General features: G+C 43.7%; 10 protein-coding genes. 8 read left to right on the top strand and 2 right to left on the bottom strand.

Annotation, left to right across the window (positions count from 1 at the left end; all coding sequences use genetic code 11):
• Window positions 1–262 precede the first annotated feature (262 nt).
• The 4 genes from CHB62_RS03055 to CHB62_RS03070 all read left to right on the top strand — a co-directional run bounded on the left by CHB62_RS03055 (window position 263) and on the right by CHB62_RS03070 (window position 8,039).
• The gene (locus CHB62_RS03055; RefSeq protein WP_089365715.1) at window positions 263–1,495 is read left to right on the top strand and encodes a glycoside hydrolase family 99 protein; all 1,233 of its coding nucleotides are present in this window, start codon (window positions 263–265) and stop codon (window positions 1,493–1,495) included.
• 20 nt (window positions 1,496–1,515) lie between these two features.
• Window positions 1,516–3,537 carry a glycoside hydrolase family 97 protein gene (locus CHB62_RS03060; protein WP_089365655.1) on the top strand — a complete coding sequence of 674 codons (2,022 nt, stop codon included), beginning with the start codon at window positions 1,516–1,518 and terminating at the stop codon, window positions 3,535–3,537.
• A 522-nt stretch (window positions 3,538–4,059) separates the two neighbouring features.
• Entirely contained in the window at window positions 4,060–6,537 is a 2,478-nt protein-coding gene (locus tag CHB62_RS03065) for a TonB-dependent receptor domain-containing protein (RefSeq protein ID WP_089365656.1), read from the top strand.
• Between the two features lie 368 nt (window positions 6,538–6,905).
• Window positions 6,906–8,039 carry an AAA family ATPase gene (locus tag CHB62_RS03070; RefSeq protein ID WP_089365657.1) on the top strand — a complete coding sequence of 378 codons (1,134 nt, stop codon included), beginning with the start codon at window positions 6,906–6,908 and terminating at the stop codon, window positions 8,037–8,039.
• 140 nt (window positions 8,040–8,179) lie between these two features.
• On the opposite strand, the gene CHB62_RS03075 is transcribed toward CHB62_RS03070, so the two are convergent.
• Together CHB62_RS03075 and CHB62_RS03080 are read right to left on the bottom strand one after the other, a co-directional pair.
• Window positions 8,180–9,148: a phosphatase PAP2 family protein gene (locus tag CHB62_RS03075; RefSeq protein WP_089365658.1), complete on the bottom strand. Its 969-nt coding sequence runs from the start codon at window positions 9,146–9,148 to the stop codon at window positions 8,180–8,182.
• Window positions 9,149–9,229: 81 nt separating this feature from the next.
• Window positions 9,230–10,219, bottom strand: coding sequence for an NAD-dependent epimerase/dehydratase family protein (locus tag CHB62_RS03080; RefSeq protein ID WP_089365659.1), 990 nt, complete (start codon window positions 10,217–10,219; stop codon window positions 9,230–9,232).
• A gap of 266 nt (window positions 10,220–10,485) precedes the next feature.
• Between CHB62_RS03080 and rnr the strand changes: the two genes are divergently transcribed.
• The 4 genes from rnr (at window position 10,486) to CHB62_RS03100 (ending at window position 15,455) form a co-directional block, all read left to right on the top strand.
• Entirely contained in the window at window positions 10,486–12,783 is a 2,298-nt protein-coding gene (gene rnr, locus CHB62_RS03085; RefSeq protein ID WP_089365660.1) for a ribonuclease R, read from the top strand.
• Window positions 12,784–12,791: 8 nt separating this feature from the next.
• Window positions 12,792–13,448, top strand: coding sequence for a PAQR family membrane homeostasis protein TrhA (trhA, locus tag CHB62_RS03090; RefSeq protein ID WP_089365661.1), 657 nt, complete (start codon window positions 12,792–12,794; stop codon window positions 13,446–13,448).
• Between the two features lie 27 nt (window positions 13,449–13,475).
• Window positions 13,476–14,291, top strand: a complete 816-nt coding sequence (locus CHB62_RS03095; protein WP_089365662.1) for a hypothetical protein — start codon at window positions 13,476–13,478, stop codon at window positions 14,289–14,291.
• A 162-nt stretch (window positions 14,292–14,453) separates the two neighbouring features.
• On the top strand, window positions 14,454–15,455 hold the full coding sequence (locus tag CHB62_RS03100) for a C1 family peptidase (protein ID WP_089365663.1): 1,002 nt from the start codon (window positions 14,454–14,456) through the stop codon (window positions 15,453–15,455).
• Window positions 15,456–15,487 lie beyond the last annotated feature (32 nt).

A 15,487-nucleotide genomic window follows, 5' to 3' on the forward strand; every position in this document is an offset into this window, starting at 1 on the left:
AAAAAAAATATTTCTCATCGTGAAAAAAAATATTTCCTTTCATGAAAAAAAATATTTTTCTTCATGAAAATAATTCAAGCGAGATGACGTTTTACACTGTCGAAGTGCTTTTTTACGGTATTTAAAGTTTATCTTTGTACTTACGAAAGGGCATCTTTTGCACAGCGGTAGCACGTAGCGTGGCAGCATCAATAGGACAGATAAGACTCAGTCAGTACCTACTTCGAGAACGAGAAAGCCAGCTAAGAGAATAAAAGACATGATGAAGTTGAAATCAGTATTTACTTTTGCAGCTGTCTCAGGATTGCTTTTTGCGTCTTGTGCAGACAGCTATGAGGGTGCACCTAAGAAGACTGAAGGCAGTCAACAGGCTACGCAAATCGTGCCTGTTGCCGTTACGAAGTCAAACACCATGCAGGTGTATGCACATTATATGCCTTGGTTTGAGACGACCACATCCAACCCTAAGAACGAAGGAAAGTGGGGTTACCACTGGGCAATGAAGAACTGTGACCCGAACAAGACCGATGCTAACGGCAAAAGACAGATAGCTTCACACTATTATCCACAGACGGGTCCTTACGCAAGTGGCGATGAGGCTGTGTTGGATTATCAGTGTTTACTGATGAAATATGCCGGCTTAGACGGTGTAATGGTCGATTGGTATGGCATTAATAGTGATAATTCTATCGCCTTACATAAGTCGAATACTGAAGCACTCTTCCGTGCTTTGAAACGTGCAGGGCTCAAGATGAGTGTCGTTTATGAGGACAGAACACTCGAAGGGGTGACGGATAAGGTTGGAACAGTACGTCAGGACCTCCGCTATTTAGCTGAGAACTTCTTTAAGGACGATAGTTATGTGAAGGTTGAGAGTCGTCCATTGTTATTAGACTTCGGTCCTATTCAGATGGAATCGCCAAAAGACTGGTATCGTAGTTTCTCTATCCTCACCACAAAACCAATGTTCCTTGTACTGGAAGGAAAGATGGGCAGCGTTAATAATGCTACCTATTCTGACAATGCACAAGGTGTTTATACGTGGGTAAATCCTAATCCTAACTATGCTATAGCAAAGGATTATAAGTGCTTTGTAGGCGGTGCTATGCCCGGTTTCTGGGACTATTACAAAGAAGGTGAGGGCGGTACAGGTTATCAAACATACAGTGCTGAGAACGGAGCGTTGTTCCAGCGACAGCTTGATGCAGCCCGACAGGCAGGTTTGAAGTATCTGCAAATAAGCACATGGAACGACTATGGCGAGGGAACAACTATCGAACCAACATTAGAGTATGGGTATAAATACCTCCTTATGTTGCAGAAGTTCACTGGCGTAAGCTATCAGCAAGCCGACTTAGAACTTATCTATCGCTGGTATCAAGCACGTGTTGCACAACCTAATAATGCGAAGGTAAAGGAGGCTTATAATGCCCTTGTACAGTTGAAGACGGCTGAGGCAAAGGCATTGTTAGATGCTGTTAATGGTAAGAATTAATATTATTAAAATCTCAATAAATGAAAACAGAACGTTTTAAAAATCTCTTTTTAATGCTGTGCTTTGCACTCCTTCCAATGGCAATGATGGCAAAGCAGGAAGCTACGGTAAGTTCACCTTCGGGCAATCTGACACTGACTGCAGGTGTTGACAATGCTGGACGACCTTATTATTCTTTGCGTCGTGGTGGGGAGGTAATCCTTCTCCCTTCAGCTTTGGGCATGAAACTGAAAGATGGAAGTCTTGATAGTGACTTTCGTGTTGTGGCTTTTGCAAGAGCTACAAAGGACGAAACGTGGCGCCAGCCATGGGGAGAAGAAGTCGATGTGCGCAATCATTATAACGAACTTACTATGAAGTTGGCACAGAAGAAAGGGCTGCAGCGACAACTGAATATCGTCTTCCGTGTCTTTGACGATGGTATGGGCTTCCGTTATGTATTCCCTGAACAAAAGCAGTTGAAGGACTTTGTCATCACAGATGAGGCTACAGAATTCTGCTTTAAGGGCGATCCAGAGGCATGGACATTGCCTTATGATGCTGGTTACTATGAGGGACTGTGGACAAAGGACCACTTAAGTAAGAAGGGAAAGGTATGCACTCCTGTTACTATCGAGGCGAAACCAGACCTTTATATGATGCTTCATGAGGCAAATTTGACAGACTATTCTTCGCTGAATGTTAAGCCTGTAGAGACAAAAGATGGTAGCGTAAGATTGAAGGCTGAGTTAGTTCCATGGTCAAATGGCGACTTGGTGCGTGCAAAAGCTCCTTTCGTCAGTCCTTGGCGTATGTTGTCAGTGGAGAATAAGGTAGGTGGTTTGATTACAAACCGTGTCATGTTGAACCTCAACGACCCTTGTAAGATTAAGGATACATCATGGATTACAACAGGAAAGTATGTTGGTGTATGGTGGTGTTACCACATGCAGACAGCCACTTGGGCTCCGGGTCCTAAGCATGGTGCCACAACCGAGAATACAAAACGCTACATCGACTTTGCTGCACAGCATGGTTTCAAGGGCGTATTGGTTGAAGGTTGGAACTATGGATGGGAAAACGACTGGGGTAAGGAAGGTGATAAATTCAACTTCACAAAGGCTTATCCTGATTATGACTTTGAGGGATTGCAGAAGTATGCACTGTCAAAAGGTGTCTCACTCATCGCTCACAACGAGACAGGTGGTGCTGCAAAGAACTATGAGAACCAGTTGGAAGAAGCCTTCTCTCTCTATGAGAAGATGGGCATCAAGGCTGTTAAGACGGGTTATGTCAATAATCTAATGGACGATAAGGAGCACCAGCACTCTCAATATGGTGTGCGTCACTATCGCAAGGTGATAGAGGCTGCAGCCCGCCACCACATTATGGTGGTTAATCATGAGCCTGCTATGCCAACCGGTTTACAGCGCACTTATCCAAACCTTATCGCCAGTGAGGGTGTAAGAGGACAAGAGTGGAATGCTTGGGATGGCAATGGTGGCAACCCACCTTACCACCTCTGTGTGCTTCCCTTTACTCGTCAATTAGCTGGACCGATAGACTTTACACCAGGTATCTTTAACCTTGAAGGTAGGGTTTATCCTAATACGCATCCGCACACAACACTTGCTAAGCAGTTAGCTGAGTATGTTGTTATTTATACTCCATGGCAGATGGCAGCCGACGAAATCGAAAACTACAAGGATCAGCCAGCCTTTGCTTTCATCGAGGCAATGCCTTCTAACTGGCAAAAGACTGTGATTCCTATGGCGGAGATAGGTAAGTATATCGTTACTGCACGTAAGGATCGCGATAGTGAGAACTGGTTTGTTGGAGGTATGAGTGACGAGAATGCACGTGATATCAAGTTGAAACTCGACTTCCTTTCACCGGGTACAAGCTACAAGGCTATCATCTATAAGGATGGTCCTGATGCTGAATACGATAAGAATCCTTACTCTATGACGATCGAACAGCAGGTGGTTAATAGCGAAACTGTACTCAACTTGCACTTAGCTAAGAGTGGTGGTTTTGCTATCCAGTTGGTTTGTTTGAAGTAAGAAAATACTTTCCAAGATGATTATCAAGCCTTGATGACAAGATTGTTTAGGCTTGGTAATCATCTTTTTTTGTACTATTGGACAAATGCCTACCCTTATGAAGTGGGTCATTAACGCCTTACGATATCTCTTATCATGCCAATAATGATTCTTCATAACCCTTTTCTATTACTTTGTTGATATCCCGCACATATGGTGCGGATGGTTAGCACGGGTGGTGCGGGGCGTTAGCACCAATGGTGCGGAGGGTTAATCAGGATGCAATATGTTGTTAGTATAGTTATTGTATAGCATAGAAAGAGTAGGAAAGAATCCTATTTTAAGTTGTTCTTTTTTACTTTCAAAACTTGTGTTATCAGATTTTTTTTGTTAGTTTTGCACTGTATAATGCGCACATAGATTAGATAGTAAAACACTACTGGTTAGGTGATTGATAATGATTTTATTGATGTTGTTTGTTGTAATGGGAAACAACTTTGTATTACATCTATATCATCTTTGCAGCCGTAAAAACATAGAAACATGAAAATTAATAAGTTAATCTTTACTTTAGGTATGATGACTATTGCCATAACTGCACATAGTCAGACCTCAACGATATCGGGTGTATTACTCGATTCTTTGACCCACGAGGGCGAACCATACGCCACTATCAGAGTCTACAAAGGTAAGAAAAGCGAGACACCGGTGGCTATGTCGGTGACAGCAGAGGACGGAAAGTTCTCTCAAAAGGTAACAGGACAGGGCAGCTATATTGTTTCCTTTATTTCAATGGGTCGTAAAGAGATTGTGCGTAGGGTACAACTCACGGAAGCTGGAGGTATTATCGACCTCGGAAACCTCCTTGTACAAGACGATACAAAGCAGTTGAAGGGTGTCGAGGTTGTAGCACAGAAGCCGCTTGTAAAGATGGAAACCGACAAGATGACCTATGATGTTCAGAGCGACAATGATGTCAAGACGAACACCGTACTTGATATGTTGCGTAAGGTTCCGATGGTAACAGTAGACGGACAGGACAACATCACCGTCAATGGACAAGGTTCCTTCAAGGTCTATGTGGACGGAAAACCTAACGTAATGTTCTCTTCTAATCCCTCACAGATATTCAAGGCGATGCCTGCTTCGGCTGTGAAGTCAATCGAGGTAGTCACAAACCCTGGTGCAAAATATGATGCAGAGGGTGTCGGTGGTGTGCTGAATATCGTTATGAATAATGCTGACGGAAAGGCTAAAACGAAGTTGAACGGATACAACGGTAGTATTGCTGCCACCATAAGCAACAAGGGATATCGTGGTTCAACCTTCTTGAGTGGACAGCAAGGAAAGCTCACTTACAGTGCTAACCTGATGGTTTCAAAGGGTAAGGCAGACGGAACAGAAACAGAGATGCGCCGTACTTCATCTGATGGGTCACGTATGGACTATTGGCAGAGGGGTAATACGAATTTTAACTTTACGATGAGTAATGTTAGCTTAGGCTATGAACTCGACTCTATGAGTAATATTGGTGCTACCTTCGGGTTGACTGGTAACACGATAAAAAACGATGGTCACCCTACGACAACCTTCTCTGGTGGAAGCTACGGAACTGGTTTCACGTATGGCAATCAGATGATGATGGAGAATAAGAGTACGTCGTTTAACGGAAGTGTTGACTATCAGCGCTTCTTCAATAAGGAACATACAAGTAGCTTGACATTGAGTTACCTCTTCACTACTTCCCCTGCTGAGAGTAATAACCGACGCACTTATGACGCGCTTCCAGCAGGTGTTACGATTCCTTTATCCGACCTTTATTCAACAGCAAAGACACGTGGAACGGAGCATACTGTGCAGGTTGACTTTACGACTCCATTAGGAAAAGGACAGACATTGAGTACTGGTTTGAAGTTTATCTCTCATCGCAACTCGTCTGATTCTAAGTTCTATGACATCACAGGAGGCACTGAAGTCTATAATGCAGCTAACAGTGTGAACTACAAGAATACACAGAGTATCTTGGCTGAGTATGCTGAGTATAGTGCAACGATGGGTAAGTTGGGTGCAAAGGCAGGCTTACGTTATGAACATACGTGGGAGAAGGTGAACTTTATTGTTGGTTCTGGTGCCGACTTTAAGAAGAATTATGGAAGTCTTGTTCCCTCTGCCAGCCTCAGTTATAATATCTCTGGAGGAGTTAATTTAGGCTTGAATTATAACATGCGCATCAGCCGTCCGGGTATTAGTTACCTCAACCCATACATCGATCGGTCTAATCCTACGGTCTTGAGTTATGGTAATCCGAACCTATCGGTTGAGAAGAGCCACAACGTTAGCTTAGTATTCAATTACTTCACACCAAAGTTTATGATGAATATGACGCTTGGTGAGGCTTTTGCCAACAACCAGATTGAGCAATATTCATTTATGAATGGAACAGTGCTGAATACAACTTATGGTAATATCGTGCGTAGTCGTTGGACCAACTTCAGTATGTTTATGAACTATGCAGTCACCCCTAAGACACGTATCATGCTCAATGGAGGAGTTGACTATGGAGATATTCGTTCAGAGCAGTTGGGCGAACACAACTTTGGATGGCAAGCAAGCGCATTCTTGGGCGTACAGCAAACCTTCCCATGGAAGCTGAATTGGAGTATATTTATGGGTGGACTGACAAAGAAACGTTCATTGCAGGGATATAGTGGGGGCTTTAATATGTTCACGTCAACCCTTTCAAAGAGTTTTATCAAGGACAAACTCAATCTTAGTTTGATGTATTTCGTACCGCTGACAGGAAAGATGCACATCAAACAATACAGCCATGGTGCTAATTTCGAGAACCACATGAATATCACGATACCAGCGCAACACGTGGCATTAACCATCACTTGGAACTTTGGAAACACTAAAAAGCAGTTCCAAACACATGAGAGTAAGATTTCAAATGACTTCCAAGAGAAGAAGAATGACCAACAAATGAATGGTGTTGGAATGGGTGCTGGCACTGGTATGTAGTCCTATTTCCGAATTATTTTCATGAAAATAAATATTTCTTATCATGAAGAAAAATATTTCTTGTCGTGAAAATAATTATTTTCGTTCATGAAAAGAATTCGTAGTTGTGGTCTTTCTGTAGGATAAACATCCGTAGAATGTTGTTTTCCCACATGTTTATCCTACGTAAAAAGAGCATAAAAAAGAAGCGATATCAAGGTGTTTTTGATATCGCTTTTTCCTTTCCTTGTGTCTTATAAATAGTTGTAAATAAGTATGTTGGTTGTCACACAAGTTTGTGTCACACAAGTTTGTGTGACACAAACTTGTGTGATTGCTATTTTATTACTATATTTGCAGTTGTAAGACAAGCTAAAACTGTAATCGTTATGTGCAAGAAATTTGTTTATGGAGTAGCTGTTTCCGATTATAACTTCATAGGAAGAGAAGTGGAAACAAAGCGATTGATGAATAATTTCAGAGGTGGTATCAATACCATTCTGATGTCTCCTCGTCGACTGGGAAAGACTTCCTTGGTGATGCGTGTGTGTGAAAAGCTGAAGTCAGAAGCTATTATAACGATTTATTTAGACATCTTTGGATGTAAGAGCGAGTATGACTTTTACAACCGTTTGGCATCAGAAATACTGAAGCAGACGGCATCAAAGCAGAGTATGTGGCTCGAGGAGGCAAAGGAGTTCTTGTATAGACTAACGCCAAAGATATCATTTAGTCCCGAACCGAACAGTGATTTTGCTATTTCTTTGGGTATAACTCCGAAGACACATACGCCAGAAGAAGTGCTTGAGATGGCTGAAAAGATTGCTATAAAGAAAGGAAAGCAGATTGTTGTCTGTATTGATGAGTTTCAACAGATAGGTGAGATGACCGATAGCAAGCATGTACAGGCACGATTAAGGAGCGTATGGCAACATCAGAAGCACGTATCTTACTGTCTTTTCGGTAGTAAGCATCACTTAATGAGTAGCATCTTTCTACACCGCAGTATGCCTTTCTATCAATTTGGTGACTTGATAGTACTCGACAAGATACCATCGGCTGAGTGGGTGGAGTATATTGTCAGTCATTTTGCAGATGGTAAGAGGACTATCAGTTCAGCCCTTGCGGAGGAGATATGCAGCTTCACCGACAACTATTCAGCCTATGTTCAGCAGTTATCTTGGCTCGTTTATACACAGAAGGAAGAAGGAGAGACAGTGGATGAGAGCGATATCAAACAGGCAACAGACGACCTCTTAGCGACAAATGAGGTACTCTTTATGCAGATGGTTGAACCCCTCTCGGAGTATCAACTTAACTTTCTGCGTGCCTTATGCTCTGGTGTAACGAAAGACTTTGGACTTGCAAAGATACGAGAGAAATATCAGTTGGGTAGTTACTCGAATATCAACCGATTGCAGAAAGCACTCCTTGAGCGTGATTTGATAGAAAAGCGTGGGACGGAGTTGGCTATTACTGACCCTGTTTTTGCCAAGTGGTTTCAACGGAAAATGATGTTTTAAGAATCAGAAAAGGCATAAAATAAAAGGCGTCAAGTCAATAGTTTTTATCGTATTACATACTTTTCTTATACGAAGAAACTATTGACTTGACGCCTTTAATCGACTTTATTATAGTCTTATTTCTTATCCATAGTGTAGCATTATTCTGTTATCATTTTACGTGATATGCGTAGGAGGATGGCGAAGAGGATAACTGCAGTGATGAAACCAGCGATGGCATCAATGAGATAATGCGCTTGAATATAAACAGTGGCACAGCAAAGCAGAAGATAGAAAGGTGCAAGGATCGCTAAAAGTTTATAGTTGCGGTCGTGCCAAAGGAGCAACATACAGATGGTGCTGACACCAACGTGTGAGCTTGGGAAGGCTGCAGTAGGACGCTCACCAGCTGCCTTAGCATCCTCAACGAGGTGATAGAAGATGCCATCAGTATATCCGGGACTTGGTAAACACTCCTGATGATGGTTGAAGTAGTCGTGAACATTAGGGAAGATACCCGCTGTCACGTTCTGTAAACCTATCGCCTTATAGTAGAAGGTAGGACCCGTTACAGGCACGAAGATGAAGATGACGTAATAAATAAAGAAGGAAGAGAGGATGATAAAGGTAGCTCTGTTAAACTCCTTATAGTACCAGCCGAAGTAATAAACAGCCGTTGCGGCTATCATTGGATAGTAGGCAGCATAGCCCATGTCGAACAACTCGCTAAAGATAGGACCCGGCAAAGCCTTTGAGAAGAGCAGAGCTGGCTGACAACCAAAGAGGTCTTGCTCCCATTGCGCAAAGAGATGGTCGAGGTTGGGCAGGTGTCTATTGATTTCAAAGGTGTCAGGATACCACCAAGCAAGTAGTCCTAACTGTACGCCAACACGTAGGAAACGAGTCGCCCTACAGGGAGCTAAGCGATAAACCACCCACATAGCAGCTGTCAAAGCGACGATGCGTAGACGCCCGAAGATCATTGCCTGCGGGTTGTTTATGGTGGTGTACATAAAGAATATGACGATGAGTGTCAACACCAAGTAAGCCATTACCACCCATTCGTATGCCATAAGACCCTTTACGGGCTTCTTTTCTAATTTAAATAAGTCTATGATAAATTGTTTCATTGTTTGTTGTTATTGGGCTTATTAGGCCTATTAGCCTTATTAGCCTAATTGGGCCAATAAGGCTAATAATAATTAGCTATCCTATAGCCAGCCTTCTTTTTTATACCATTCAATAGTCTCTTTCACACCTCGTTTGAGGTCATATTCAGGCTTATAGCCTAACTCTTCAATCGCAGGGCGGATGTTACAACGCCAGTTACGCTGCTTTAGAATCTGGTATTTGTCGTTGTTTAAAGCCGAAATCTTACCTGTCGCATGTCCGATAAGGTCGCCAAAGAATGTGACAACACGTAATACCCATATCGGAGCTGTGATGCGAATCCACCAAGGACGACCTAACTCCTCGTGGATAAGGTCGCTGAAAGTAGTACTCTGGTAGACCTTTCCATCGCTTAGGAAGTAGGCACTGCCTATCTTTCCGTGGTCAAGTGCAAGAAAGGTAGCCTGCACCACGTCCTTAACATATACGAAGGTGATATCCTGCTGCTTATAACCAACAGCAAAGTCGCTATGCCCCTTGATGCTCTTTGCCATTAGGAAGTAATCCTTCTCACGTGGTCCATACACGCCAGTTGGGCGCAAGATGATATAAGGGAAGGACGAAGGCAACAGCTGTTCAGCCTCTAACTTACTCTTACCGTAAGCCGTGTTAGGCTGTGGAGTGTCTGTTGGCTCAATCTCCTTATAAGGTTGTTGCTCTCTGATAGCACCGAAGATGCTAAGGCTTGAGAGGAAAACGAAACGCTCCAAGGGCTGATTAAGTTCCTGCAGCGCCTGTACGAAGTTGCGCGTACCATCACGATTGACGCGGAAGAAATCCTCCTTATTCAGGCATTTTGTTACACCAGCGGCATGAACAACATAGTCGAACTGATGTCCAGAGAGCTGTTCTTTTAGTTTATCGACAGATGAGAAGTCTAATTCTATGAAATGAATCCGCTCATCCTGGAGGTATTCTCGTGAGGAAGTACGGCGTACTACCGCCCAAGTTTCCATACCCCTGCGCAGTGCTTCCTCCACGATAAAGGAGCCAATGAAGCCCGATGCGCCTGTTATAAGTATCTTTTTCATTAAAAATTTCGTTGCAAACGTTTGCAAAGATACAAACTTTTTCGTTACTTTGTGGAAAATAACAAAACTCAAGTTTCGGTTTTTAGATGTTTTGTATGTAATGAACAGCATTGCAACTAAGTATCAAACCGTTTTGTCTCGGTCTACCGGACATATGCTACGGCTATTTCGGACGACTTGTCCGAAGCCTCCGGACAATAATGTTCGATGGCTTTTAGGATTGCTTAGGATAACCTTTACTTGAGTTCAAAACAACTAATTCCACTATGAGGAAAGAAAAGAAAAGCAGCAAGCGATTGACTAAGAAGCAGCTTGCAGAGAAACTCATGAGTTTCTTTCAGACACAACCCGACGAGACATTTAGCTTTAAACAGATATTTCATGCACTCAAGCTGACCACTCATCCAGCCAAAATGTTGGCGATAGATGTGATGGAGGAATTGGCGTGGGACGACTTTCTTTCAAAGGTTGGAGAGAGTGCTTACACGTTGAATACCAAGGGACAGGTGCAAGAGGGTACCTTTATCCGTAAGGCGAATGGTAAGAATACATTCCTTCCAGAGGATGGCGGTACACCAGTCTTTGTCTCTGAGCGTAATTCTATGGCGGCTTTGAATGGCGACCAAGTGAGAGTTCAGTTCATGGCACGCCGTCAGAATCATATAAAAGAGGCAATGGTCATCGCGATACTGCAACGGAAGAAAGACACCTTCGTTGGAAGGTTGCGGGTCGAGAAGGACATTGCCTTTCTTGTAACTCAGGAGAATCTCTTTATTCATGACATTCTTATCCCTAAGAAGAAACTCAAAGGTGGGAAGACAGATGACCGTGCTTTGGTGAAGATTACCAAGTGGCCTGATGCTGACCATAAGAACCTTGTGGGCGAAGTGGTGGACGTCTTGGGTGAAGCTGGTGACAATGATGTAGAAATGAACACCATCCTTGCACAGTATGGATTGCCTTATAAGTATCCGAAACGTGTCGAGGACGCTGCCGAGAAGATAAGTGCTGAGATTACAGCACAGGACTATGCGGAGCGTGAAGACTTCCGTGACGTATGGACTTGTACGATAGATCCACGCGACGCAAAGGACTTTGACGATGCACTTTCTATCCGAAAGTTAGAGAGTGGACTGTGGGAAGTGGGCGTACATATCGCTGACGTGTCGCATTATGTTAAGGAAGGAGATATTATTGATCGTGAAGCGCAACAGCGTGCGACGTCAGTTTATCTTGTAGACCGCACTATCCCGATGCTTCCAGAGCGACTTTGTAACTTTATCTGTTCGCTCCGTCCAGACGAAGAGAAGCTTGCTTTCAGTTGTATATTCAACCTTGACGATGAAGCAAATGTAAAGGCTTACCGCATTGTGCACACGGTTATCAAGTCAAATCGTCGTTATGCCTACGAAGAGGCACAGCAGATATTGGAAGACAATGGTGTTGTTGACGGTACGGGTGAGCCTGCACCAGACCCAGGAAAGGCAGGATATAAAGGCGAGAATGCCGAACAAATCATTACACTCGACCGTCTTGCAAAGTTGATTCGTGGTCGTCGTATGAAGGCAGGAAGCGTTAAGTTCGATTCAGAAGAACTCCACTTCGACATTGATGAGAAGGGTAAGCCAATCCGTTGTTACTTTAAGCGTTCAAAGGATGCCAACAAGTTGATTGAAGAGTTTATGCTCTTGGCTAATAAGACAGTAGCAGAAAGCGTCGGAATCGTGAAGAAAGGCAAGAAAGCAAAGACCCTTCCTTATCGTGTTCATGACAATCCTGACCCGCAGAAGTTCGAGAACTTGCGCGAGTTTACAGCCAAGTTCGGTTATAAACTCAAGTCTGCAAGCACCAAGGGTGCCACTGCTCGGGCATTGAACAAGCTGATGGACGAGGTACAAGGCAAACGTGAAGAGAAGGTGATACAGACGATTGCACTCCGTTCAATGATGAAGGCGAAGTATACTACGCATAACATTGGTCACTTCGGACTTGCTTTTGATTATTACACCCACTTTACCTCGCCTATTCGTCGATATCCCGACACGATGGTTCATCGCTTGATAACACGCTACCAGAACGGTGGTCGCTCGGCTAATAAGGAACATTACGAGGAGCTTTGTGAGCATTGTTCAGACATGGAGCTCGTTGCGCAGAATGCAGAACGCGACTCTATCAAGTATAAGATGGTTGAGTTTATGAGCGAGCATATCGGTGAATGCTATGATGCACACATATCTGGTATTCAGAGTTTCGGTATCTATGCGGAGATAGATGAGAACCATTGCGAGGGTATGATACCAATGCGTGACCTCGACGATGACTACTACGATTTCGATGAGAAGAACTATTGTCTTGTTGGTCGTCGTCGTCACCATGTCTACCAGCTTGGTGATCCTATCCGCATACAGGTGGCTAAGGCCGATTTAGAGCGTAGACAACTCGACTTCGCACTTGATGATGGTCGCCCATTAAAGGCAAAGCAGACTGCTGCTGAGTATGCTGTAAATAGGAAGAACGACCGAAAGAGCAGCAAGCGAGGTAGCAAGAGCCGCAGAAGAAAGTAGTTATCAAGGTGAGACGAAAGATATTCTTTTCACACAAAGAGGAACTATGGAACTCATGGAGTCATAGTGGAGGAATCGTACTGGGCGTAGTGTTCGGTACGATTTTCCTTGTTTGGTGCTCTAAGGAGCGGTCTGGTTGGGCAACAGCGGGTGTGATATTATATCTTGTCGGGATGCTTTTCAGTTATATCACGTCGACTGTCTATCATGCCCTCTCTGCCCATTCTGTATGGAAAGAACGGTTGCGAAAGTGGGACCATGCAGCCATCTATTGGCACATAGCAGGTTCTTATTCTCCCATAACACTGATAGCCTTGCGCAATCAAGGTGCTTGGGGCTGGGGTTTATTTGTCTTTGTATGGCTCTGTGCAATACTTGGCACCATCTCATCCTTCCGTAAACTGCGTGACCATAGTAACTTAGAAACGTTGACATTCATCGGTATGGGACTATCAGTATTGGTTGCTTTCAAGCCATTAGTAACCTCTTTAGCAACACAGTCGCTTGTCTGGATTATAGCAGAAGGAGTCATGTACATTACCGGTGCACTGTTTTATTCGCTCAACAAGCGTAAGTATATGCACACAGTATTCCACTTCTTTGTCCTTGCAGGTAGTCTCTGTCACATCATTGCCGTATGGGGCATCCTAATGGAATACATATAATTTGCACTCATACAAACACTAAAAGAAATGTTCAAACGTAGTTTTTTGCTCTCTATAATACTCATTCTTGCAGTCGTGAATACGCAGGCGCAGGAACGACAATACACTCGTCTGAAAGGTTATTATCGTGTCTATCAGACCACAAACTCCATGCTTAGCTATTTTATTGACGGTATGATGGAGTTTTATATACCGCTTTCTGACAATGCTACTGAGGCTTCAGAAGGGAAGAAAGGATCGCCTTTTGTTGAACGAAAGTTTCTTGGTGAACGTCGTCGTAAGGCTCCGAAAGCCAATGGTGACGATACCTTTGTACAGATATCACTCCCCAATCTGGAACGGCAGACGCTCCTTAAGAGTATTGACAGTGAAGAGTATTCCACTCGTAACAATGGGGATGTATACCGATGGGCTGATAAATGCGGTAAGATAAGTAAGGAAAAGCGGAAGATTAATGGGAAGACAGAGGTTGTGACAACCCTTGAGATGGACGAGCTTGTCGGACAACCAAAGCACGAAATAGATATGAGTCAGCTGCGTATGTATGGTATCGTGGCTCGTATGACACAGTATGATGAAAGCGAGAGTTACCTCTCTAACAATCTTCTCCTTGCCTCCCAGAAGCATCAAACCTTCTTTGCTCACTACCGTGGAGAGGACGATGACGAGCGAATTGACGTATGGAGTGAGTTCTATGTGTCGGACCGTATAACCATTACAGAAAGCGAACTCAAACGTATTAAGAAGGAGAAGAACAGTGTTTGGACCTTCTCTATCCCTGCTGTTGTCCCACCATTAGACAAGGAAGTGGCTGAGGCTTGGACCAAGATGGTGGAGTATTGAGCAAGAGAGGATGTTAAGGAGTTAAGGAGTGAAAGGGAGTGAGAGGAGTTAAGACAAATGTTCTATAGTTAACTTAGCGATTGTTTTTAGTGCTGGTTATGGGATAATGCACAATTATCTACAACCAAGTGCAAAGCAGAAACGGTAATATTGGATTGAAGAATGAAGAAAGGTATCTTTATATTCTTGGCATGTTTAGTGTTAGTAAGCTGTGGACAGCAACGGAGCAACATCTCTTTTCCAGAGGAGAAGTTCACTGTCGACTTGCGACTCCCTACTACTCCCGTGAAGGATCAAGGGTCGAGTTCGCTCTGCTGGGTCTATGGCATGCTTGCAACCCTTGAGACAGAGCATATCATGCGGGGTGATTCTATAAACCTAAGTCCCGACTTTGTGGCACGTATGTACCTTAGTGAACAGGTTGCTCGACGTCGGTTTCTGCCCCACAAGATGCTTCAGAAGGAGCAAGACATTACAACTCGTGGTATGAGCACCATGGCACTCGACCTCATACAGACATACGGTTTGCAACATTATGATGCCTATCATCATAGGCCTGATATGGACTATAACGTTCTCTGTCGTAAGTTGGATTATGGCAAGAACACGGAAGATTTGTTAGATAAATATATCGGACCGCTACCGAAGCAGGTCTTTATGTTAGGCGCACTATACACTCCCTTGGAGTTTGCCCATAGTGTATGCACAGATGATGAATACTTAGCTATGACGAGCTTCACGCATCATCCATACGGACAACGCTTCCCTTTGGAAGTACCAGACAACTATTTCCATAACAGCTTCCTAAATGTTCCACTCGACACGATGATGAATCGCATCGTACAAAGCCTACGTTCTGGACACCCAGTGTGCTGGGAAGGCGACATTTCAGAGCCTGGTTTCTTATTTGGAAATGGCTTTGCTGTGTTGAAACATGAAGACAAAAAGGTGACTGCTGAGCGTCGACAAGCTTCTTTTGAGGCACATCGTACGACGGATGATCACGTTATGGAAATCGTTGGATTGGCCCACGACCAGCACGGCCGTCGCTTCTTCCTCTGCAAGAATAGCTGGGGAACAGCCAATCGCTACCATGGTTTTATGTTCTTAAGTGAGAACTATGTGCGCATGAAGACCATTGCCGTGGTGCTTCGAGCTATTTAATACAAAAACAATACAAGGTGATAGGGACTGAA

Origin of the sequence: Prevotella jejuni, assembly GCF_900187995.1 — a bacterium.
In the GTDB taxonomy this organism is placed as follows: domain Bacteria; phylum Bacteroidota; class Bacteroidia; order Bacteroidales; family Bacteroidaceae; genus Prevotella; species Prevotella jejuni.

What these genes read in the sequence shown, in the direction of transcription:
- CHB62_RS03055 (WP_089365715.1), top strand. Translation starts at nt 263, where the DNA reads ATGAAGTTGAAATCAGTATTTACTTTTGCAGCTGTCTCAGGATTGCTT.
- CHB62_RS03060 (WP_089365655.1), top strand. Translation starts at nt 1,516, where the DNA reads ATGAAAACAGAACGTTTTAAAAATCTCTTTTTAATGCTGTGCTTTGCA.
- CHB62_RS03065 (WP_089365656.1), top strand. Translation starts at nt 4,060, where the DNA reads ATGAAAATTAATAAGTTAATCTTTACTTTAGGTATGATGACTATTGCC.
- CHB62_RS03070 (WP_089365657.1), top strand. Translation starts at nt 6,906, where the DNA reads ATGTGCAAGAAATTTGTTTATGGAGTAGCTGTTTCCGATTATAACTTC.
- CHB62_RS03075 (WP_089365658.1), bottom strand. Translation starts at nt 9,148, where the DNA reads ATGAAACAATTTATCATAGACTTATTTAAATTAGAAAAGAAGCCCGTA.
- CHB62_RS03080 (WP_089365659.1), bottom strand. Translation starts at nt 10,219, where the DNA reads ATGAAAAAGATACTTATAACAGGCGCATCGGGCTTCATTGGCTCCTTT.
- rnr (WP_089365660.1), top strand. Translation starts at nt 10,486, where the DNA reads ATGAGGAAAGAAAAGAAAAGCAGCAAGCGATTGACTAAGAAGCAGCTT.
- CHB62_RS03095 (WP_089365662.1), top strand. Translation starts at nt 13,476, where the DNA reads ATGTTCAAACGTAGTTTTTTGCTCTCTATAATACTCATTCTTGCAGTC.
- CHB62_RS03100 (WP_089365663.1), top strand. Translation starts at nt 14,454, where the DNA reads ATGAAGAAAGGTATCTTTATATTCTTGGCATGTTTAGTGTTAGTAAGC.